This is a genomic window from Spiroplasma litorale (assembly GCF_001267155.1).
In the GTDB taxonomy this organism is placed as follows: Bacteria; Bacillota_I; Bacilli_A; order Mycoplasmatales; family Mycoplasmataceae; genus Spiroplasma_A; species Spiroplasma_A litorale.
The window spans coordinates 15,210-36,265 of sequence record NZ_CP012357.1 but is presented as its reverse complement, the minus strand read 5'-3'; the positions used below and the strand labels follow the sequence as shown (position 1 = coordinate 36,265).

27 protein-coding genes and 1 other annotated feature are annotated in these 21,056 nt (G+C 27.2%); of the genes, 1 reads left to right on the top strand and 26 read right to left on the bottom strand.

Annotated features, from left to right (window positions below):
• Window positions 1-7 precede the first annotated feature (7 nt).
• The 13 genes from rplJ to SLITO_RS06060 form a co-directional block, all read right to left on the bottom strand.
• Window positions 8-508, bottom strand: a complete 501-nt coding sequence (gene rplJ / locus SLITO_RS00205) for a 50S ribosomal protein L10 (protein WP_075057808.1) — start codon at window positions 506-508, stop codon at window positions 8-10.
• A gap of 29 nt (window positions 509-537) precedes the next feature.
• Window positions 538-666: a sequence feature (ribosomal protein L10 leader region), on the bottom strand.
• A 26-nt stretch (window positions 667-692) separates the two neighbouring features.
• Complete coding sequence (gene rplA, locus SLITO_RS00200; protein WP_075057807.1) at window positions 693-1,379, bottom strand: 50S ribosomal protein L1; 687 nt, start codon at window positions 1,377-1,379, stop codon at window positions 693-695.
• 2 nt (window positions 1,380-1,381) lie between these two features.
• Window positions 1,382-1,816, bottom strand: a complete 435-nt coding sequence (rplK, locus tag SLITO_RS00195) for a 50S ribosomal protein L11 (RefSeq protein WP_075057806.1) — start codon at window positions 1,814-1,816, stop codon at window positions 1,382-1,384.
• Between the two features lie 97 nt (window positions 1,817-1,913).
• Window positions 1,914-2,420 (bottom strand): peptidylprolyl isomerase, encoded by a 507-nt coding sequence (locus tag SLITO_RS00190; protein WP_075057805.1) that lies wholly within the window; start codon window positions 2,418-2,420, stop codon window positions 1,914-1,916.
• A 9-nt stretch (window positions 2,421-2,429) separates the two neighbouring features.
• Complete coding sequence (gene nusG, locus SLITO_RS00185; protein ID WP_075057804.1) at window positions 2,430-3,056, bottom strand: transcription termination/antitermination protein NusG; 627 nt, start codon at window positions 3,054-3,056, stop codon at window positions 2,430-2,432.
• Between the two features lie 12 nt (window positions 3,057-3,068).
• Window positions 3,069-3,464, bottom strand: coding sequence for a preprotein translocase subunit SecE (secE, locus tag SLITO_RS00180; RefSeq protein ID WP_075057803.1), 396 nt, complete (start codon window positions 3,462-3,464; stop codon window positions 3,069-3,071).
• 1 nt (window position 3,465) lies between these two features.
• Window positions 3,466-3,624: a 50S ribosomal protein L33 gene (gene rpmG / locus SLITO_RS00175; RefSeq protein ID WP_075057802.1), complete on the bottom strand. Its 159-nt coding sequence runs from the start codon at window positions 3,622-3,624 to the stop codon at window positions 3,466-3,468.
• A 42-nt stretch (window positions 3,625-3,666) separates the two neighbouring features.
• On the bottom strand, window positions 3,667-4,287 hold the full coding sequence (locus tag SLITO_RS00170; protein ID WP_075057801.1) for a sigma factor: 621 nt from the start codon (window positions 4,285-4,287) through the stop codon (window positions 3,667-3,669).
• A 10-nt stretch (window positions 4,288-4,297) separates the two neighbouring features.
• Window positions 4,298-5,023, bottom strand: coding sequence for a 23S rRNA (guanosine(2251)-2'-O)-methyltransferase RlmB (gene rlmB, locus SLITO_RS00165; protein ID WP_075057800.1), 726 nt, complete (start codon window positions 5,021-5,023; stop codon window positions 4,298-4,300).
• The gene (gene cysS / locus SLITO_RS00160; RefSeq protein WP_075057799.1) at window positions 5,023-6,354 is read right to left on the bottom strand and encodes a cysteine--tRNA ligase; all 1,332 of its coding nucleotides are present in this window, start codon (window positions 6,352-6,354) and stop codon (window positions 5,023-5,025) included. Before cysS ends, rlmB begins: the two co-directional genes overlap by 1 nt.
• A gap of 12 nt (window positions 6,355-6,366) precedes the next feature.
• Window positions 6,367-7,266: a hypothetical protein gene (locus tag SLITO_RS00155; protein WP_075057798.1), complete on the bottom strand. Its 900-nt coding sequence runs from the start codon at window positions 7,264-7,266 to the stop codon at window positions 6,367-6,369.
• 9 nt (window positions 7,267-7,275) lie between these two features.
• Window positions 7,276-7,941: a uracil-DNA glycosylase gene (locus tag SLITO_RS00150; protein WP_075057797.1), complete on the bottom strand. Its 666-nt coding sequence runs from the start codon at window positions 7,939-7,941 to the stop codon at window positions 7,276-7,278.
• 3 nt (window positions 7,942-7,944) lie between these two features.
• Entirely contained in the window at window positions 7,945-9,150 is a 1,206-nt protein-coding gene (locus SLITO_RS06060; protein WP_075057796.1) for a hypothetical protein, read from the bottom strand.
• Here SLITO_RS06060 and SLITO_RS06055 point away from each other — a divergent pair.
• Window positions 9,141-9,566, top strand: a complete 426-nt coding sequence (locus SLITO_RS06055) for a hypothetical protein (RefSeq protein ID WP_075057795.1) — start codon at window positions 9,141-9,143, stop codon at window positions 9,564-9,566. The genes SLITO_RS06060 and SLITO_RS06055 overlap by 10 nt on opposite strands.
• Window positions 9,567-9,951: 385 nt before the next feature.
• Here SLITO_RS06055 and SLITO_RS00135 read toward each other — a convergent pair whose 3' ends face one another.
• The 13 genes from SLITO_RS00135 to SLITO_RS00075 all read right to left on the bottom strand — a co-directional run bounded on the left by SLITO_RS00135 (window position 9,952) and on the right by SLITO_RS00075 (window position 21,051).
• On the bottom strand, window positions 9,952-11,355 hold the full coding sequence (locus SLITO_RS00135; protein ID WP_075057794.1) for a hypothetical protein: 1,404 nt from the start codon (window positions 11,353-11,355) through the stop codon (window positions 9,952-9,954).
• 18 nt (window positions 11,356-11,373) lie between these two features.
• Window positions 11,374-12,729, bottom strand: coding sequence for a replicative DNA helicase (gene dnaB / locus SLITO_RS00130; RefSeq protein ID WP_075057793.1), 1,356 nt, complete (start codon window positions 12,727-12,729; stop codon window positions 11,374-11,376).
• A 5-nt stretch (window positions 12,730-12,734) separates the two neighbouring features.
• A complete protein-coding gene (gene rplI / locus SLITO_RS00125; RefSeq protein WP_075057792.1) occupies window positions 12,735-13,181 on the bottom strand; it encodes a 50S ribosomal protein L9 in 447 nt (148 codons plus the stop codon).
• 62 nt (window positions 13,182-13,243) lie between these two features.
• Window positions 13,244-13,471: a 30S ribosomal protein S18 gene (gene rpsR, locus SLITO_RS00120; protein WP_083433308.1), complete on the bottom strand. Its 228-nt coding sequence runs from the start codon at window positions 13,469-13,471 to the stop codon at window positions 13,244-13,246.
• A 12-nt stretch (window positions 13,472-13,483) separates the two neighbouring features.
• Entirely contained in the window at window positions 13,484-13,939 is a 456-nt protein-coding gene (locus SLITO_RS00115; protein ID WP_075057790.1) for a single-stranded DNA-binding protein, read from the bottom strand.
• 13 nt (window positions 13,940-13,952) lie between these two features.
• The gene (gene rpsF, locus SLITO_RS00110) at window positions 13,953-14,543 is read right to left on the bottom strand and encodes a 30S ribosomal protein S6 (protein WP_075057789.1); all 591 of its coding nucleotides are present in this window, start codon (window positions 14,541-14,543) and stop codon (window positions 13,953-13,955) included.
• Window positions 14,544-14,714: 171 nt separating this feature from the next.
• Window positions 14,715-15,326: an IspD/TarI family cytidylyltransferase gene (locus SLITO_RS00105; RefSeq protein WP_075057788.1), complete on the bottom strand. Its 612-nt coding sequence runs from the start codon at window positions 15,324-15,326 to the stop codon at window positions 14,715-14,717.
• Between the two features lie 8 nt (window positions 15,327-15,334).
• Window positions 15,335-16,339, bottom strand: coding sequence for a class-II aminoacyl-tRNA synthetase family protein (locus SLITO_RS00100; RefSeq protein ID WP_075057787.1), 1,005 nt, complete (start codon window positions 16,337-16,339; stop codon window positions 15,335-15,337).
• Window positions 16,339-17,853: a lysine--tRNA ligase gene (lysS, locus tag SLITO_RS00095; protein ID WP_075057786.1), complete on the bottom strand. Its 1,515-nt coding sequence runs from the start codon at window positions 17,851-17,853 to the stop codon at window positions 16,339-16,341. The genes SLITO_RS00100 and lysS overlap by 1 nt, the downstream gene beginning before the upstream one ends.
• A gap of 14 nt (window positions 17,854-17,867) precedes the next feature.
• Window positions 17,868-18,833 carry a tRNA dihydrouridine synthase DusB gene (dusB, locus tag SLITO_RS00090; protein ID WP_075057785.1) on the bottom strand — a complete coding sequence of 322 codons (966 nt, stop codon included), beginning with the start codon at window positions 18,831-18,833 and terminating at the stop codon, window positions 17,868-17,870.
• The gene (locus SLITO_RS00085) at window positions 18,833-19,147 is read right to left on the bottom strand and encodes a DUF1904 family protein (protein WP_075057784.1); all 315 of its coding nucleotides are present in this window, start codon (window positions 19,145-19,147) and stop codon (window positions 18,833-18,835) included. The genes dusB and SLITO_RS00085 overlap by 1 nt, the downstream gene beginning before the upstream one ends.
• A 69-nt stretch (window positions 19,148-19,216) precedes the next feature.
• Window positions 19,217-20,140: an ABC transporter ATP-binding protein gene (locus SLITO_RS00080; RefSeq protein WP_083433306.1), complete on the bottom strand. Its 924-nt coding sequence runs from the start codon at window positions 20,138-20,140 to the stop codon at window positions 19,217-19,219.
• 53 nt (window positions 20,141-20,193) lie between these two features.
• A complete protein-coding gene (locus SLITO_RS00075; protein WP_075057783.1) occupies window positions 20,194-21,051 on the bottom strand; it encodes an Hsp33 family molecular chaperone HslO in 858 nt (285 codons plus the stop codon).
• Between the last annotated feature and the right edge of the window lie 5 nt (window positions 21,052-21,056).

Below are 21,056 nucleotides of genomic sequence, written 5' to 3'. Positions count from 1 at the left end.
TCCTTTATTAATCTGTTTTTGTTTTAGCTATTTCTTTTACAGTTAACATAAACTGTCTCAATGGATATAATAGTGAAGAAGCAAACATTGAGTATAGTTCTTCTTTTGAAGGGAGCATTGCAACTTCTGTAATTGCTGCTGTATCCATAACATTTCCTTCATAAATTCCAGCCTTAAGTTTAAGATCTTGGTTTTTTTTGCTAAATTTAGCAACTAACTTTGCAGGTTTTATTGGGTCTTCATCTGAAAATAAAAATATATTTTGTTGAACCAAATATGGGTCTAAACCACTAAGTTTTAATTCATTAATTGCTCTTGTAAAAAGTGAGTCTTTATAAACTTTTACAAATACATTTTCTTCTAAACAAAGTTTTCTTAAATCACTGATTTGAGCAACTGATATTTTTTTATATTCAGCAATAACCATACCTTTACATGATTTTATTTTATTAGTTATTTCATTTATAACTTCTGTTTTGCGAACATGTGCTGGTCTTGAAACTGACAAATTAGGTACCTCCATTTCTAGTATTACTATTAACCAAATAAAAACCTTGGAAAACCAAGGTAAAATATAACTTTAAATCAAAGTTATATATTTCATTCCTCGGCAACATTATTAAGAGTAAACTCCGTTACTTTCTTTGGTATGAATAGCAATTATAATAATAACATTTTTATTTAAATTTTTATTAATTTTCGACTAAAACTTTTATACCAGGTCCCATTGTTGTAGAAATAGAAACATTTTTAATGTATGTCCCTTTAACTGCTGCTGGTTTTGCTTTTTTAATAATTTCTAATATAGCATTGTAATTTTTCAATAAATTATCTTCAGTAAATGATACTTTACCAATTATTGAATGAACATTTCCTTCTTTATCAGTTCTGTATTCAATTTTACCTTTTTTAATTTCGTTAATTGCATTAACAACGTCTGTGGTAACAGTACCAGTTTTAGGGTTTGGCATAAGACCTTTTGTACCAAGTAATTTACCAATTTTACCTAACTCCGCCATTATTTCTGGAGTTGCTACTACTACATCAAACCCAAATCAGTTTTCTTTTTGAATTTTTTGTATTAATTCTTCTCCTCCAACAAAATCAGCTTTCGCTTCTGTTGCTTCTTTAACTTTTGTTTTAGTTAGAACAAGAATTTTTTGAGTTTTACCAGTTCCTCCAGGAAGAACCAAAGCTCCTCTTATTTGTTGATCCGCATGTCTTGGGTCAACATTTAAATTAAATGCTATATCAATTGTTGAATCAAATTTTGTTGTTGAAGTTTCTTTTGCTAGTTTAATTGCGTCGTTAATTGAGTATTGTTTAGTTTTGTCTACCTTTTGATTTGCTTCTTTTAATTTTTTGCTAACTTTTGGCATAACTATTTACCTTCCTTAGATGGCATTCCATTAACTTTAATACCCATATTTCTAGCTGTACCTTCAATAATTTTCATTGCTGCTTCAACTGTATTTGCATTTAAATCTGGTAATTTATATTCTGCTATTTTTTTAATTTCGCTTACATCTATTGTTGCAACTACTTCAGTCCCAGCTTTTTTAGCACCTTTTTGAATGTTTGCTGCTTTTTTCAATAAAAAAGCTGCTGGGGTTGTTTTTAATTGAAAGTCAAAAGACTTATCATCATAAGCAGTAATAACTACTGGAACAACTTCACCAGCTCTATCCTTAGTGGCTTCATTAAATTGTTGAGTGAATTGAGGCATATTAATACCTAATGATGCTAATTCAGCACCTGGTTTTGCTTGCATTGCCATAAATTCAAGTTTCGCTACACGTGTGATTTTTTTTGCCACGATACAACACCTCCTGTTTTTCGCTGTGGTCCAATCGTATACATAATTGTAATACTTCCACAATAAAAATCTGCCATTTATAATAATACCATATTTATTAAATTAATTCGATATTTTTTATTACAATTGGTTCTATTGGTACATCTTCATGAAAATTTTTAGAACCTGTTTTTACGTTCTCTATTTCTAAAGCAACTCTAAGACTTTCTTCATCAGAGACCTTACCAAAAGCAGCATACTCTCCATCTAAAAATTTTGCATTTCCTGTTACTATAAAAAATTGACTTGAAGCACTGTCTTTAATCATTGTTCTAGCCATAGAAATAACTCCCACTTCATGAGATAAATTATTTTTATCAAACCCGTTAGACTTGAATTCACCTTTAATTTCCTTAGCCCCTGTTTTTTCTTTCATGTCTTCGGTCATTCCACCGCCTTGGATCATAAAACCTTTTATTACTCTATGAAATATTAAATTATCAAAATAATTTTTCTTTATTAATTCCACAAAATTATTTACTGTAATTGGTGCAATATCTGGGTACAAATCAATATTAATTGATTTACTATTTTTTATATTAATTCTAATTTTTATTTTTTCCATAGTTATCCTTTATAAGTTATAAGCTAAGCTTAAATTTGAAAATTCAAATTCTGTTGGTGTAATTCTTCCAAAAAGTTCTATATTAACAATTGCAATACCTTTTTCAAAATCCATTTCCATTACTTGGCCTTCAGTATTTGCAAAAGGACCTTCTTTTACCATAACAACATCTTTAACTTTAAAAGTTGCTTCAAATAATACTTTTTCTTTTTTAGGTTGGTTTGCATTACCTTTGTTAGATTTTCGATCTTTTCCAATTTTTTCATCTTGATTAATTAGTCTAAAAACTTCTTCACTTGTTAAAGGTAAAGGTTTAGCTCCTCTACCTGAAGAACCAATAAACCCAGTTACACCAGGTGTATTACGTATTATAAATCAAGTTTCGTCTGTCATATGCATATTAATAAAAATGTAACCAGGGAACTTATTTTTATCTATAATTTTATTATTTTTCCCCATTACTGGACTTTTAGATATTCTAATATCAAAAACTTTTTCTTCAAGATTTGAAGACTCAATCTTTTGCAATAAATCAGACTTAACGCTATCTTCATGACCACTATTACAGTTTATAACAAACCATTGGCCCTTATAAGATGCTAACTCTTCTTCCATTTCTAATAAATTTGTTGTCATAGTACTCCTTATTTAAATAATTTTTAACTCTACAAATAAATGTTGTAGTCCATAATCGACCGCAAAGAAAAATACGCCAAATATTAAAATAAAAACGATTACTCATAAAAATTTAATACTTAAATTTTCTCTTGAAGACCATTTAATTTTATTAATCTCTTTTAAAAATTTAACAGGTGCTTCTTTTGCGGCCTTTTTAAACCCAATTTTATCTTTATGTTTTTTAACTTTTTTTGCTCTTGCAGCTTTTATTTTACCTTCTTGGGTTCCATCATGTCCTTGTACTTCTTTAAAAAGATCTTCAAATTGTTTTCTACGTTCTGCCTTTTCTTGTTTTTTAGCTTCAATCTTTTCTAGTTTAATTTTAGCTTTTTCTTCTTTGGTTAACTTTTTTTTATTTTCATCCATTTTATCTGGTCTCCTTGTGAAGAACATGTGTATTACATGTTGGGCAAAACTTTTTAATCTCTAATCTTTCAGAGTGGTTGATTGAACTCTTTGTGAATGTATAATTTCTTGAAAGACAATTATCACAAACAATAATTATCTTATTCTTTTTTGTTGGCATATTAAATCACAATACTTTCTTAGATAATTATATATTAAGATTTTAATTTATTAAACTTCTGAAGTATTTTTTTAAATTTTCTTTGCAAATTAATATTCTTTTTCGGTTGATTTTCAAATTTTCCATTATTTCTTTTTGTGTATTGCCTTCATACATCATATAAATGATTTTTTTATCAATTATAGAAGCATCCGAATTAAGATAATCTAGTATTATTCTTCTAACTTTTCTATCGTTGTTGCCGACCATATATTCTTGGTGCGAATAACTGTCGACATCTTTGTCAAACGCACTTATGTACGAGTTTGAAACTTCACCTCTGTTTGAGTTTATAGCTTGTATTGTTGCCATTCTTTTTTTTCTTCTTAAATGTTTGCCATAGTCCAAAATTCTATTTCTTAGAATAAATTTTGCATAAGCAGCCAATGGCACGTTTTTTGATTTATCGTATTTTTTTTCAACTTCAACAAGCGCCGAATATATAACGTGTGTAAAATCTTCTAAATCTAATTGTACTATTGCTAGTTTTTGATATTCTGTAGTAATTGTTTTATATAATGTGTTTTTAAGTATTGATATGTCATTTGTATTAAATAAATTATTAAATTTTATTTCAACAAGTTCATTAATTAATTTACGAGTTCTTAAATTACTGCTTTCCATGTAATTTCTCCTATCTTTTTTTAGTATAAAAACTGTATAATATGATCCCTGTTGCCACTGATACATTTAATGAATCAATAACATTTGTTGTATCAATTTTAAACAATATGTCTGAAGAGTTTAAAATACTATTTGATACACCTTCACCTTCATTACCAATAACTACCACTGTTTTATTTGCAGAGTCAAGAGTATTTATGCTAACACTTTCGTCTTTTAAAGCAGAAGTAAAAATTCAAAAGCCATTCTCTTTTAGTTTTTTTAAACATGCTACTAAGCTACTAACTTTTATTATAGGAACATTATAAATTGTTCCTGCTGAAGCTTTTATAACAGATGGAGTTATTTCTGCTTGATTTATAGATTTTATAATAATTGCATCAACACCGAATAAAGATGCACTTCTAATTATTGCACCTAAATTTTGTGGATCTTGTATTCTATCTAACATTAAAATCATTTTACAATCATTTTTAATTAGATATTCATATTCAAAATATTTGAAGTTAAAAAGAACTGCAACATAACCTTGATGAACAGAGTATTTAATTTCAAATTTTGTTGAGAGTAAATCTTTTTCGATTGACTCTCATTCGATTTTATTATTCTTTATATTTGAATAAACATTTTCTGAAAAAGAACTACCTTTGGTTATATATATTTTTTTAATTTGGGAAGGGTTTGTTAAAATGATGTTTTCTACTGCGTTTTTTCCATAAGCAAAGAATTGTTTCATTAAATTATTTCACTTTCTATTAGTTCTTTTCTTAGTTTGTCAGCTTTTATATAGTCTTTTTTAGTTAGCGCTTTTTTTCAAAGGTTTAATTTTTTTATATCTTTATCAGTTAACTGTTTTATGTGATATTTAAAACCGATGCAATCAAGTATGCTTTTAAATTCTGACATACATAAATCTAAACAACTATCCTTAATTTGTGAGTTTAAATTTTTCATCATTTCATCTAGTAATGTAATTACCATTGGAGTATTTAAATCATCTTCCATATATGAATTAAATTTATCCATATAATTGAAGGGCACCAAATCTTCATCAATTGGTATTTGATTTCTTTGATTGATTTCTTTGATTGCTAATTTCCAATTACTTGTTTTTAGCAAATTAAAAACTTTTTTATTTCATTCTATGGCTTGATTTATAACATCAATAGAAATATTTAAAGGTTGTCTATAGTTAGATGATAAAAAAATGTACCTTAAAGTATTTAAATTATACTTTTCAAGAAACTCATTTACAGTAATTATGTTACCTAAAGATTTAGACATTTTTACATTTTCTATTGATAAATGTCCATTATGCATTCAAAGTTTTGCAATCTCTTTTTCATTTTTTGCAAGATACTGTACCCTCTCGTTTTCATGATGAGGAAATTTTAAATCTATACCCCCAATATGTATATCGATTGTTTCGCTAAAAAAGTGGTCTATCATTAAAGCGCATTCTGTATGCCAACCAGGTCTACCTAAGCTTCATTTTGATAACCAATTTTTACCTATATCTGTTTTTTTTCATAAGGCAAAATCACCTTGATTTTTTTTATTTTTTTCTAAGTCAACTCTTACACCTGTTCAAAGATTTTCTAGTTGTTGCTTAGATAATTTACCATATTCATTTTTAACTTTTGAAATATCAAAATAGACACTTCCATCAACTATATATGCGTAACCTTTTTCAATTAACACATCTATAAAATTGATAATTTCCCCAATTTTTGAAGAAATTGCAACAATATTTGATGGTGTTTTTATATTTAGATCATTAAGATTTTTTAAAAATGCGTTCTTATATTTATCTACAAGTTCATCCTCGGTAATATTTAAATCTATAGCTTTATTAATTATTTTGTCATCAATGTCTGTTATGTTCAAAAGGTATTTATATTTTATTTTTTTATGATCAAAATATCTAACTAAAGTATCAGCTAGTATTAAAGGTCTTGCATTACCTATGTGAATGTAGTCATATACAGTTGGACCACATGTATAAATGTTAATCTGGTCTTCATCAATGTCTTTAAAGTTAGTTGAAAATGAGTCAAATAATTTCATTCATTAATAATCCTATCTATCTCTTTTAATTAATGGGTGTACTGCTTTATAAGTGAAATATAAAACTGTTGAGTTAAATAATATTTTTAAAGGTGCTTGTATTAATCTACTAATAAGCATAGCACTATATCCTTTTGAACCTTCAATACCTAAAAATCCAGCATCCCCCCAAGCCGAAATTAAAGATGTTGAGATATATTCTGATGCGGTTGCAAATAATATAATTGGTAATAATATATGAAGTGTTTTTGTGCTTTTTTTAAAAAATAATACAAAATATATAATCCATATAAAAAACAAACAAACAAGTATCGATCCTGAAAAGAACCATTTATAAACTTCTTTTGTAACATTTATGTCAAATATGTTTATATCCCCAGTGTAATAATCTGTTATTACTAGTATAAAAACTGCAAAGCAAACAATAAACAAATTTATCAAAAGCATATTCACTCAATTATAACCCTTACCAAGTCTTAATAAACTAGAACCAATACCTGCTATAAATCCAAATGAAATAACAACGATAATAAAAGCAGGGTGAATGAACGAAGGTACAAAAATCATTACTAACACTTCTGTAATAACCGCAACTAAAACCCCAATAATTGGTCCGAATATAAATCCAGTTATTTTAACCATAACCCCTTCAAAGGCAATTCTAATAGGAGGAAAAACAGTAATGGGAATTGTAAGAGAAATAACAACAGTAACACTAACATTAATTGCAGTAAACATAGTTATGTAAGCTATGTTTTTAGTTGTAAATCTAATACCATGATATCTTTCTTTCAATACAACATATGAAAAAGTATTGTATATAAAATATGCCAATATAAATGCACCTATAAGTCCTGACATTGCATAAGCAAGGTTGTTACCATCTAACAACCAATTACTAATTTTTTCCATAAATACCTCTTAAAGTCTTCAATCAATTGCATTTAATCCTTTTTTTAATAGCTTTTCATTTATTTTTGAGAAAATTTTACTTCCTGAAAAACCTCTATTAAAACTAAAGGGAGAAGGATGAGTTGTTTCAATTACATCCTCCACTTTTTTCTTAAATTTATTATATATACTTTTTGCACAATTACCTCATAAACAATAAATAATATTTGAATTTATTTTATTAATATTTTCTAAAAGTTCAATAATAAATTCATTTCAACCTATATCTTTATGAGAGTTGGGTTTGTGCAATTTAACTGTTAGAGAAGTGTTTATTAGAAATACACCTTGTTTAACTCAGCCAATAAGATTGTTATTTTTAGAATGATCTATATTTAAATCATTACTAAGTTCTTTAAAAATATTACTTAAGCTTCTTGGTGTCTTTAAATTATTAAAACTACTAAATGCTATTCCATCTGCTTGGCCTTCCCCATGATATGGATCTTGGCCTATAATAATAACTTTAATTTGATGTGGTTCTATATTCTGAAATAACCTAAATATTGTTTCAAGTGGTGGTGTGAAATTAGATTTTTGTTTCAGTTTATTTCATATATTAGATAATTTATCATCTAAATTGGATGATTTAATTAATTTTAATCATTCTACTGATAATAAATTTTCTCACTCCATAACTTATTCTTTCTTTTTTTTATTATCTTTAATTTGTTTTTTTTCTATTTTTCTTAATATTTTCTTTTCTTTTCGACTGGTTGCAAAGTTTTCATAATCTTCAAGTTCAGCGTCTCTTCGCGGTGTTGAAAAAATTTCATCTTCTTCTTGTATTGGTCCTAGATCAATTAAATCATCTCTTTTTGAAACAAAATTATTTGAAGTTACCAAGTTATCTTCATATAAACTAGTAATTGTCCTTGTAACATCTTTTTTATTAAGAACTTCTATTTTACTATTATCAATAGGTTTTATATCACCTTTTAAAGATTCCTCATAGTCATTATGGATAGCGCCCAATTCATTTTTATTATTTAAAACATCTACTTGATTATAACTATTATTATTATGAATTTCAGAACTATTATTAGAAATAGTTTCATCTATACTTTTATTTACATTAAGAAAAGAACTTCTATTATTATCAACATTACTTGTTTCAATATTAGAAGTTATTTCTTTTAATTCTTTTACATTATCGTCTACATTATTTTTTAAGTTAAATGGAGCATTGTTTGGTTCAAGCTCATTATTAAGAACTTTTGGTTCTTCGATAATCGTTGGTTCAACTTTTTGATCTTCAACAACTTTTTGTTCTTCAACAACTGATTTTTTTTCCTTCTGTAATATCTCTTTTATTCTATCTTCTATTTTATTATCTATGCCTTCTTGTAACAAACTACTTATTTCTTCTTTTTGTTCTTTTTTTTTTAGTTCTTTTTTATTTAAATCTTTATATGCTGATAATTCTCCCAAACTGTCATCATCAGTGCTGTTATAAATTATATTTGGATCATCATTTGGGTCTTTATAAATTGCTCCCATTTTATCTTCACTAAATACTGAATCATCTATTGATAAAGTATCATCATTAAAAATAATTGGTTCATTATTTGGCATGTCAAAGTTTTGCATTTCAGTTTTTAAAGTATCATCATTAAATAGCTCATCACGTTTTTTCTTTTTATTTTTTAAAAAACTACTTTCTTGATTCTGGTTCAAATGATTAAAATTAGATCCACCACTATTTAAAGTATTATCCATTTCATACCCATATTGGTTTTGATTTTGTCTATTGTTAAAACCATTTTGGTTTTTACTGTTATTTAAATACGGGTTATTGTTTTCACTTAAATTATCTGGTTGTTGATGATGATGATATGGGTTCATTTGTTGAGGTTGTTGATATTGTTGTTGATGATATGGGTTCATTTGTTGAGGTTGTTGATATTGTTGTTGATGATATGGGTTCATTTGTTGAGGTTGTTGATATTGTTGTTGATGATATGGGTTCATTTGTTGAGGTTGTTGATATGGTTGTTGATGATATGGGTTCATTTGTTGAGGTTGTTGATATTGTTGTTGATGATATGGGTTCATTTGTTGAGGTTGTTGATATTGTTGTTGATGATATGGGTTCATTTGTTGAGGTTGTTGATATTGTTGTTGATGATATGGGTTCATTTGTTGAGGTTGTTGATATTGTTGTTGATGATATGGGTTCATTTGTTGAGGTTGGTATGGATTTGTTTGTGGGTTGTAAAACATACTTGTTTGTGGATGTTGCATATTTGAAAAATTATTAAAACGTCCCATAGGCATATTATTAGTTAAAAAGTCATTGTAAAGTGGTGCTGATTGTCCGTGAAAAACTGATTGGCCACTAAAAGGAACGGGTGCAAACCCCATAGCCCCTTCATATAAAGGATATGATGGAGCAACTGTTCCTAAAGCTAAATTATTAAATGATAGTCTTGGCATACTATATGAATATGGACTGAGTACGTAAAACATTGACTGAATGAAACGGTGTGCATCTTCTTCTTTTATGAAAGACGCTATTATTATGTTGTTTCTAAAGTCCACTACACTATAATAATTGTTTTCAAATTTTATGTAATAATTCATATACTAGCACCTTAAAATATAAATAATTATCTCATATTTAAATAAAAAATAATAGACAAAGGTCTATTCTTTACTATTAGAGATTTTTATATTAACTTTTTCAACATCTAAAGCTGAAAACATATTTTCAGTACCAATTTTAAAGAATTTATCTTTTGAAAATTGGTATATTGTTGGTTCATATCAATAGTACACAACATCAGTTCTTTTTTTATCACTTGATTCATCTTTAACTTCACTGATTTTAAAACTTGCAAGAGACATACCAACAATAACATTATTTAAACCAGTTATATTTACATCATAACTTTTTTCTTTCTCGTCGTTAATAGGAACTGAAAAGTTTAACTTAATTGATGGCGCTAAATCTGACTTAGCATATACAAATGTTTTATTTTCATTATTTTTTGTATCTTGCGCTTGAATTTCTTCTTTTTCATTTTCCTTAAATATTTTTGACCCTTTTGAAATATCATATGGAGTGTCTTTGTAATCAGATAGGCTTGAACCTTCGATACTTTCAGTCATCAAGAAGTCAGAAGGCATTAAAAACCCTATTTCTAATTTATCCCCTTTACCATTTAATTGTTTATGTAATAAAGCAAAAGTATTTTTATTTACACCTGCTAATAATTTTTTTGATTCTATTGTTGCATTCTTAGCTAAAATATCATAAAAGTTTTCTGCATCAGCAGATTCCATCGCAAAGACAGATTTATCTTTATAATCTTTAAAACTTCCAAACTTATCATTAGCAAATAAATCTGGGTAAAATTCCTCTCATTTCATATTATAATAGTCAAGCAAATTTGATTTTCTTGTTTGTCCAAACGGAGAATTATCTTTTTTTAATTCTGAAGTTTTTTCTAGATCACCTTTATCATTAAATTCTTTAACAACCGGAACACCAAAAGAGTTTTCTCCATTAAATGTTGTTACTTCTTTATCTTTATTTTCGCTATTATTCCCAAATTTCCCAGATAGTTTTGTTTTGTCTAAAGAAATATCTTTAATATTATAGTCAATGGTTTTAAATCTTGTATTTTTTGTTGATTTTGTAAAGTCTTCAATAAAATTATCTTTAACAGAATCATCTTCAAAACTTACTTTAGCCTTTTTGTCGGTGTATGAATCGTTAAGAATATAATCAAGAGATAATCCTAAACCTTCTTTACCTAAAAACTTTTGTTCTTTAATTCTTTTCTCAATATTTTGATATTTACTATCTGTGTATGTGAATGCTTCTAAAATTTGGATTGTTAGATTTGATAATAATTTATTTTTGTCATTTGCAAATAAGTCAATTGCACTTATTTCTTTTTTTTCATCTCTCCAATCAAACTCAAATTTCTCTTTACCTCCAACTAAAATTTTCATTGCATCTGTTGGTGCTTCACAAGAAATTGTATTAATGGCAGCCGTACTAGTTAGCATTAAAGCTGATAAAACAGATATTAATTTTCTCATAACTTTCTCCTTCTTTACTTACTTCTTGGATTGCTCTTGGAATTTTCCATAATTTCTCATGAAGTTTACTTTAATTGTACCAGTAGGTCCGTTTCTATGCTTAGAAATTATAACATCTGTTTCGTCTGTTGTACCCGCTGAATCAAAATTTGCATTTTTATTTTCATAATATGCATCTCTATACAAAAACATAATAATATCGGCGTCTTGTTCTATTGCCCCACTATCTCTTAAATCTGACATAAGAGGAATTTTTTGTTCTCTACTTTCAACACGTCTAGAAAGCTGAGATAAACAAATTATGGGCATATCTAATTCCCTAGCAATTTTTTTTAATTGTCTAGATATTGCAGCTACTTCGTTTTGTCTACTTTCAAATCTACTTGAAATTGAAGATACCAATTGCAGATAGTCTATAATACAAATATCAATTTTGAAGTCTCTTTTCATTTTTCTTAGTTTTGATTGTAATTGAAGTACATTTAAACCTGGTGAATCATCTATTACAATATTCATATTTGCAATTGATTCTCCGCTCGCAAAAATTCTTTTTCATGTTTCTGGAGTAAGTCCTTTTGCATTTCTTAAAGAGTTGGAATCCACTTTTGAAGTCGCACTAAGAATTCTTTGTACTAGTTGTTCTTTTGGCATTTCTAATGAAAAAAATGCTACACCTTTATTATATTCTGAAGCATTAATTGCAAGGTTAAGTGCAAATGCAGTTTTACCCATAGAGGGTCTGGCAGCAAGGATTATAAAATCTCCTTTTTGTCATCCGCTAGTCATTTGATCTAATTCAGAATAACCAGAAGGTACACCATTAATTATTTCTTGATTTTTTTCTAAATCTTCTAGTTTTTTAATTACATCAACAATTATTTCCTTAACTTCAGTTGCTTCATCTTTATGAACATCTGTTTTTATATCCAAAATTCTTTGTTGAGTTTCTAAAAAAACTTCATCAATTGGTACTTTATTTTCTCTTAATTTTTTTATGTAATCAAGTTCTTTATCTAGTTTTCTACCTATAGAACTTTTAAATACAAGATCAATATAATCTTCGAAACCTTCATCGGTAATGTAATATCCAGAAATATTTGAAATGTATTCTATACCACCAACTTCATCTAATTTTTTAGTTGTTTCAAGCTTCTCAATAAGTTTTGTTAAAGTTATGATTCTACTTTCCTGAGAAACATCATTTATGGTTTGAAATATAATGCCGTGTTCCTTTAAAAAAAAGTCATCTTTATTAAGTTGTGTTAAAATCTCAAAACATGCTTTTGGGGAATGCACTGCAATAGATAGAACTGTTTTTTCTAAATCTACTAGAGTTTTGTTATTGAATTGTTCTGATGATGTTTCTAGATTCATAAATTCTATTTGTTTCCTTCTACATTAACTTTAAGGGTTGCTATATTGTTTTTTGAAAGTTTTATTTTCAAATAAAATAAGCCCATCTTATTAATAACTTCATGCTTTTCAAACTTTTTCTTGTCAATTATTAAATTATAACTTTTTTCTAATACTTCTACAATTTGATTTAAAGAAATTGTACCAAAAGCTTTATCATCTTTAAATTTTAAAGTAAATTTGAGTGTTATTTTTTCAATTTCAGATGCCAGTTTTTTTATTTCTTCTTCTTTTTGTTTTAAAAATTCAGTCTCTTTATTCTTAATCACTCTTAAATGACCTAACTCATTTGAAGAAGCGATTTTAGCAAGTTTTTTAGGAATTAAAAAATTTTTTGCATAACCATCAGAAACTTCCACAACGTCATTTTTTTTACCATAGTTTTTAATATCTTCTAAGAGAATTACTTTCATAAAATCACCATATTAATTATAACAAATAAAAAACACTCAATATTGAGTGTTATTAAAATATTTTATTGAACTATAAATGGAATTAAACCCATAGTTCTTGCTCTTTTTATAGCAACAGCTAACATTCTTTGATGTTTTGGTGAAGTACCTGTAACCCTTCTTGGAAGGATTTGTCCATTAATCGAAATAAATTTTTTTAATAGATCTACATCTTTATAATCTATATAATCGATTTTATTTTTAGCGAAGAAATTAACTTTTTTTCTTCTTACAAATTTTTTTACCATTATTTTTCTCCTTTATTAATCTTCTCAAAGAATAGAATCATCATCAGATACTTTTTGATCTTCGATTAAATCAAAATCAAGATTTGGACCTGATTGACTTTCGTTTAAATTACCTTGATTTGTAAAATTTGAAAATCTGTCTTGATTATTTAAGGTTGCGTCTTGACCTGAGTTTGATAAAAATTGCACTCTATTAGCTCTAACAAAAACGCTTTGGTTATACTGACCATTTACGTTTTCTTGTCTAACGTTAATTGATCCTTCAATCGAAATTTGAGCACCTTTTTTAACATATTTACTCATATTTTCAGCAGTTTTTTCTCAAGCAAAACAAGGCACAAATTGTGTATACTGCTTACCACCTGAAAATTCGTTTACAGCTAAAGTAAAGGCAACAAATGCTCTATTATCCTTTGAAGTTCTTAGTTCAGGGTCCTTAGTTATTCTACCTATTAAATTTACAGAGTTCATAATTTCACCATCCTTAAGCTTTTTTTTCTTTAGTTGCTTTTGGTTTTGTTTCTTTTGTTGTTTCTTTTGTTGTTTCTTTTGTTGTTTCTTTTGTTGTTTTTGGTTTTGTTTCTTTTAATGTTTCTGCTTTTACAGAAGTTTCTTGTTTAACATTATCTGATACAGATTTTGGAGTGTCTTCCTTATTTTCTTTGAATTCTTTTTTTTCAAAATTGTCATCTCTTCTGTATTTTTTTTCATATGGGCGAGATTGTTTTCTTTCTTCTCTATATTTAGTCATGTCTGTTTTAGCATACTTTGTAGATTGAATATAGTTTTTTTCATTTTCTGTATTAATAACTAAATATCTGACTACATTTTTGTCAATTCTTGACACACGTTCAAATTCTGCAATATTTGAAGAATCTGTTTCTACGATCAAAACAATATAGTGTCCTTTTTTCTTTTTGTTTATTTCATATGCAAAATCTTTCAATCCTCAATTTTCAGATTCTAAAATTTTCCCTGAATTTGTAGTCAAAATATCGCTAAGTTTTTTTTCGACACTTTTAATGTCTGCAACATCTTTGTCTACGATATACATAATTTCGTATTTTCTTATCATAGTTTCTCCTTGTGGTCTATTGGCCTAAAAAAGGCAAGGAATTAATATAAAAATTAACTCGCTTTTTTATTATATAATAAATTGCAAATTTATAATTAAAAATAAAAAAAATGATTATTATATTTGTAATGTAAGTTTAATAATCATTTAACTAAATCTCTAAAATTTTTATTACCCTATTATATCTTTTTTAAAAGTAATTTTAATGTTGCTTATTTCTCCAGGTATTAGTTTAACATCTATGTTATCTATACCCTCTATTGCTTGAAGATCATCAACCCATTTGGTATTAATATTCTCATAAGCATTAATAATAATATCTTTTTTAAAACATTGAGGTGTTTGAGTTTGGAAAAAACTTTCTCTATTAACAGTTTTTATTTTATTATTATCATACATTTTTAAACTACTTGTAATATTTAATATCGGGACAACAACTTGATGCTTTTCTAATTCTTTACTTAACTTGTTTATTAAAGAACTCGAAACAAATGGTCTAGCTCCGTCATGGATCATAACATATTTTTGTGAGGCTTTTTTTAAACCAGCCATAACTGATTCAGGTCTTGTCTTTCCTCCATAAACTTTAATTATATTATCAGTATTTATTACATTAAAAATTTCATCATTTGAAACTAAAATTACTTCTTTAATACTTGGAACCTTTAAAAATTTTTCAATTGCTAAAGTTATTACAAAGTCACCATTAATATTTTCTAATAATTTATTTTCTTCTCCAAAACGTGAAGATGTTCCATTTGCTACAATGATTGCACTTATCATTTTACTCCTTAAAAAATTTTTATTTTGTTTGCATTGCAGTATTCTATAAATTCATTTGATCATATAGAAGAATGAACTTCTGCAATATGTTGTTTTTCTAAAATGATCATTGTTATTCTATTTATAAACAAACCTGCCGATAAAGTTAAGGGTAATTTATTAGATTTGATTAAAAAATTATAATTATTATTGTTTTTATAATTTTCTTTAAGTAATAAATTTTGCTCTCTTAAAACTTCCCTATCAACTTGATATGAAGCATATCCTATTGAAACTGCTTTTTCACATTCGCTATTATAAACATAAAGTTTTGAGAATGTTTTAAAATTAAAGACATCTTCTGAAAAACTGTTCATACTTTTATGATTTATAATTTTCTCAACATAATCTTTTAAAACAAAACTTCCGTTTTCTTTTGCAAATTTATTAATTCTTTCTTTAAAAGTTAATAATGGGTAAAGTTCCCTCAATTTTTTATAAGTTACAAATGTAAGTGTTTTAGAAAAATGTAAAGATTTTAAGATTTTATGATTTGAGCTTACTTTTTTATCTGTTTCATAAACTTGTTTATATATTTTAACTATAAAATCATCTAAATATTGGTGATCAAGTTCTTTAGCTAATATTTCAATACCTAATTCATCATAAATTAATGAACTTGTATTACCTAATTTTGCATCTCTATCTATTGTTGAAAATTTAGATATAATGCCTTTTTTGTGTTCTAGATGTTCAATTTTAGAAATTAAATTTCTTCTCCATTTATTATTTGCAATTATAATTTCTCCAAAACCTTTATAATCAATCACATCAAAATCGATTGGTCTTTTTGTTTGTTGAAAATCATCATTTAACCAATCTTTTTTGTTTGTAACTAAACCACCATCAACAGAAATTAGTTTTAGATCATTTTTTAGTCCAAAAAAAATGCTGTCTTTAATTTCTTCAATAGACGCTAAAGTTTCTTTAAAATTAAGTTTTGAGACATAACCCAAGACAATTCCATACTTCATTATTTACCTCTTGGTCTTAATTGAGGGAATAACAATACATCTTTTATTGATTCTGAGTTTGTTAACAACATAACCAATCTATCGATTCCTATTCCAATACCCGCTGTTGGTGGCATACCGTATTCTAAAGCTTCAATGAAGTCAATATCTAATTCTGATGCCTCTTCATCTCCTGCTTCTGCTTGTTTTATTTGGTCTAAGAATCTTTCATACTGATCAATTGGATTATTTAATTCAGCAAATGCATTTGCGTACTCTCTTTTATTTATAAATAATTCAAAACGATCAGTAAATCTATTATCATCTTTATTAAGTTTTGATAAAGGAGATATTTCTTTTGGATGCCCTATAACGAAAGTAGGTTCTATAATTTTATCTTCAACATACTGTTCAAAAAATAAATTTATTATATGTCCTACAGAAAAATGATATTTTTCATATTTAACATTATGTTCTTTTGCTAATTTAGTGGCCTCTTCATATGACATATGTTTTCAAAAATCTACCCCACAAACTTCTTTTATTGCATCAACCATGTGTCATCTTTTAAAAGGTTTTGAAAAATCAAATTCTATACCTGAGTATGATACTTTAGTTGTTTCATTTACTTTTAAAGCACATGTTCTAAAAATTTCTTCACACAAAGACATTAAAAAATTCATTTCTTTATAAGCAACATATATTTCTATTGATGTAAACTCAGGGTTATGCCTTGTACTCATTCCTTCATTTCTAAAAAGTCTTCCAATTTCATAAACGCCCTCAAAACCACCAACTATACATCTTTTTAAATGAAGCTCAGTTGCGATACGTAAATAAAAATTCGTATCTAAAGCATTGTAGTGAGTTACAAAAGGTTTTGCATCTCCACCTGCTTTTTTTAAATGTAATATTGGTGTTTCCACTTCCATGTAACCTTTTTCATCCAAAACACTTTGGATTGTTCTAATAATTTTATTTCTGCTTTGGAAAACTTTTTTTGTTTCTGGGTTAACAATTAAATCAACATATCTACGGCGATATTTTTCTTCAATATCTGATATACCAGCATGTTTATCTGGTAATGGTTTAAGCGCTTTTGTTAATAGTTTGTATTCTTTAACTCTTATTGTTAATTCTCCGTGATCTGTTTTCATCATTATCCCTTTAACACCAATAATGTCACCCAAATCAATATCTTTGAAATAGGAGAAATCCTCAGTCCCCACTTCATCTTCTCTAATGTAAAGTTGAATAGTAGCTTCTTGATCTTGAATATTTGCAAATATTGCTTTTTTACCTGCTTCACGAAATAGTCTTACCCTACCTGCTGTTGTAACTTCGTTACCCACACTAATTTTTGATAAATCTTCTTTAGAGAATCCATCAAATTGTTCTATTAAATGATTAAGTGTATGACTTCTTTCATAACTATTTTCAACATATGGGTCTCTTCCGTTTTTAACAAGATCTTCTAATTTTTGTCTTCTAACAAGTTCTTGTTCAGTAAAGCTTCTATCTTGATTATTTTTCATTTTATAATCCTTTCTTAATATAATTCTAAAACACTTTCTAAATCTTGGAAATTGTTTATATAAACTGCTTTTTGTTGCATTTCTTTATAGTTGTCGCTTTTATTATACGCTTTTATATATCAAACGAGTTGCTTACGCATTTCTTTGATTGCATGTTCTTCACCCAACTCTGATATTAGAAGTTGAGCATGCTTTTTGATTGTGTTTTTTCATTCTTCTAAACTAGGTTTGCCTAGTTCTTTTTCATTATCTAAATAGTATTTTATTTCTTTAAAAATTCATGGATTGCCTTGTGCTGCTCTTGAAATCATAATGGCATCACAACCTGTTTCTTCAAACATTTGTTTTGCACTCTTGCCATCAATAACATCACCGTTACCTATAACAGGTATTTTAACGGATTCTTTAACTTTTTTTATTCAATTTCAATCTGCTTTACCTTTATAAAATTGATTTCTTGTTCTAGCGTGTACAGCAATTGCTGATGCTCCGTTTTTTTCTGCAATCTTTGCTAATTCAACAACATTCTTATTTTCTTCGTCTCATCCAATTCTCATTTTAACAGTAACGGGTTTAGTTGTACTTTCAACAACTGCTTTAATAACCTCTCCAACTCTTTCTGGGTACTTTAATAAATTTGCACCTGCTTGGCTTCTCATAGCTACCTTAGGAGCAGGACAACCCATATTTATATCAATTATGTCACAATCAGAATTTAGGTCTACTATTTTTGTTCCTTTTACAAAAGAATTGACATCATATCCAAAAATTTGAAGTGATGTCGGTTTTTCATTTTCTGAAACGTATATCATTTTTTTTGTTTTTTGATTGTTATGTACTAACCCTTCCATGCTAACCATTTCTGCATATACAAGTGAAGCACCTTTTTCTCTACAGATAGTTCTAAATGCACTATTTGTAGTTCCTGCCATCGGTCCTAAAAATAAATTTCCGTTAATATTTATATTTTTTATTTTCATTATCCAATAAGCTTACCGTTTAAGTACATAAAATTATTAATCTCTGTAAATTTTAAGTATATTTTCTTATAAAACTTTTCGAAAAACTCTTGCAAATGAGAGGCCACAACCTCTTGCTTTAAAGGTCTCCCTAGTCATTCTACTGAAACATATAATACATTAATGTTATTATCATTAGTAATTAAGTTAATATGTTCGTAAATAAATACAAAATTTTCAACCTTTGCATTTACCAAAAGTGCTAACTCACCTATTTTTTTGTGATACTCTTTTACTTTGTCTAAATTATCACCTTTAAATGTGAATACTGGCATAGTTACCTCCATATCATAATTTAATTATATACTTTTTATTTACAAATAAAAAAGTACCTCTAAGTACTTTTAAGATCAATCAATATCTGATGGTTTTTTTGGATTAGAGTTATTTTTAATATTGTCAATCAAACCATTTTTCACATGTATTACAGTATCCCCAATTTCACTAATATTTGGGTTATGAGTGACAATGATTATTGTAGTTTTATATTTGTTTTTTATATCAACAAGTATTTCTAAAACTCTCCTACCCATTTCTTCATCAAGAGCACCTGTCGGTTCATCACCAAATAATATTTCTGGGTTTTTTGCAAGTGCTCTAGCAATCGAAACCCTTTGTTGTTGTCCACCTGACATTTGGTGTGGGTATTTATTCATTTGGTCTTCCATACCAATTGTTTTAAAAATATCTGTTAAAGACATTTTATTTTCTTTGCTTTTACTTAAATTTTCACCAACTTCAGCATTTTCCTTAGCTGTTAGATTTGAAAGTAAGTTATATTGTTGAAATATGAATCCAACGTTTTCTCTTCTAAACTTTGTCAAATGTGAGTCTTTTAATAAAGATAAATTGTTACCAAGAACAAAAACATCACCTTCACTTGTTTTGTCTAAACCAGAAATTGTATTTAATAAAGTAGTTTTACCAGAACCTGAAGGTCCTAAAATAACGATAAATTTACCTTTTTCAATTTTAAGATCAACACCTCTAAGAACTGGTGTTAATACATCACCTGTTTGATATCATTTTTTTACATCAAATAATTCAATAACGTACTTATCTGTATCAGGTTTATTTCCTGTTGTTGAAATAACTTCCCCGTTTAATATTTTTTTAGAAAATTTAGATGTTTGTTGTTTTTGAAACCTAACTTTTTGCTTCAATTGCTTGAATTCGTCACTTTCACTAAAAGAAGGTTTATCAATAATTAAAAACTCATTTTGTTTTATATTATTTCTTTCTTTAATATTGCTATCTTTGTTTTCCATATTATTCTCCCTAATAGAATTTTTAAGTACACTAGAATTATTTTAACACATTATTATAATAAAGACGAAATTTCACTTGGTTTAATATTGTATTGCTTAGTACAAAAATCACAAACTACCTCAATAACTTCACCATCATTAACAGCTTTTTCTAATTCTTCTTTTTTTAACAATTTCAATGAGCTCATAACTTTTTCAATTGAACAAGTACACTCAAACTTAATTTTTTGTGTATCTAAAATTTTTGCATCTTCACATATGTCTTTAATTAAAGCTTCGTAATTTGTAGTTTTCTCTAAAGTTTCAATTAAATAATTTAATGTCCCAATTTTCTCTTCTATGAAATCAATATCTTCATCTTTGAAATCTGGTAATAGTTGTATCATAATACCACATGCTTTTTTTACTTTCCCGTTTTCAAATTTAACACTTGAAGTAATTAGAGATTTTACTTGATCACTTTTTTGCAAGTAAAACATAAAATCCATATTTATTTCACCCGATACAATTTCAATTCTAGATGTGTAGGGCTCTGGTATTTTTTTATCATATCTTGATATTTGTAAAAACCCATTTTTACCAACGGCTCTAGCAAGATCGCTATCATTTGTTTCTTCATCTTTTGTAATTTCTACATTTCTGTTTTGAACATAACCTCTTATTTTGTTGTTATCAAATTCCGCAATTATTGATCCAAGTAATCCCATACCATTAATATTAGTAATAACTTTTGAACCGTCTTTTATTGAAAGACTAACTAATCCTGTATCAATAATTGATCTCCCTAGCGCTTCTGTTGCAATTTCATTTAATTTTTGAAGTGATTTTATTTCATTAAGACTTTCTGTAATATCCACAATTGATATTTTGACATTTTTAACATTGCTAATAGCTCTAACTTGTAAATCCATAGTAT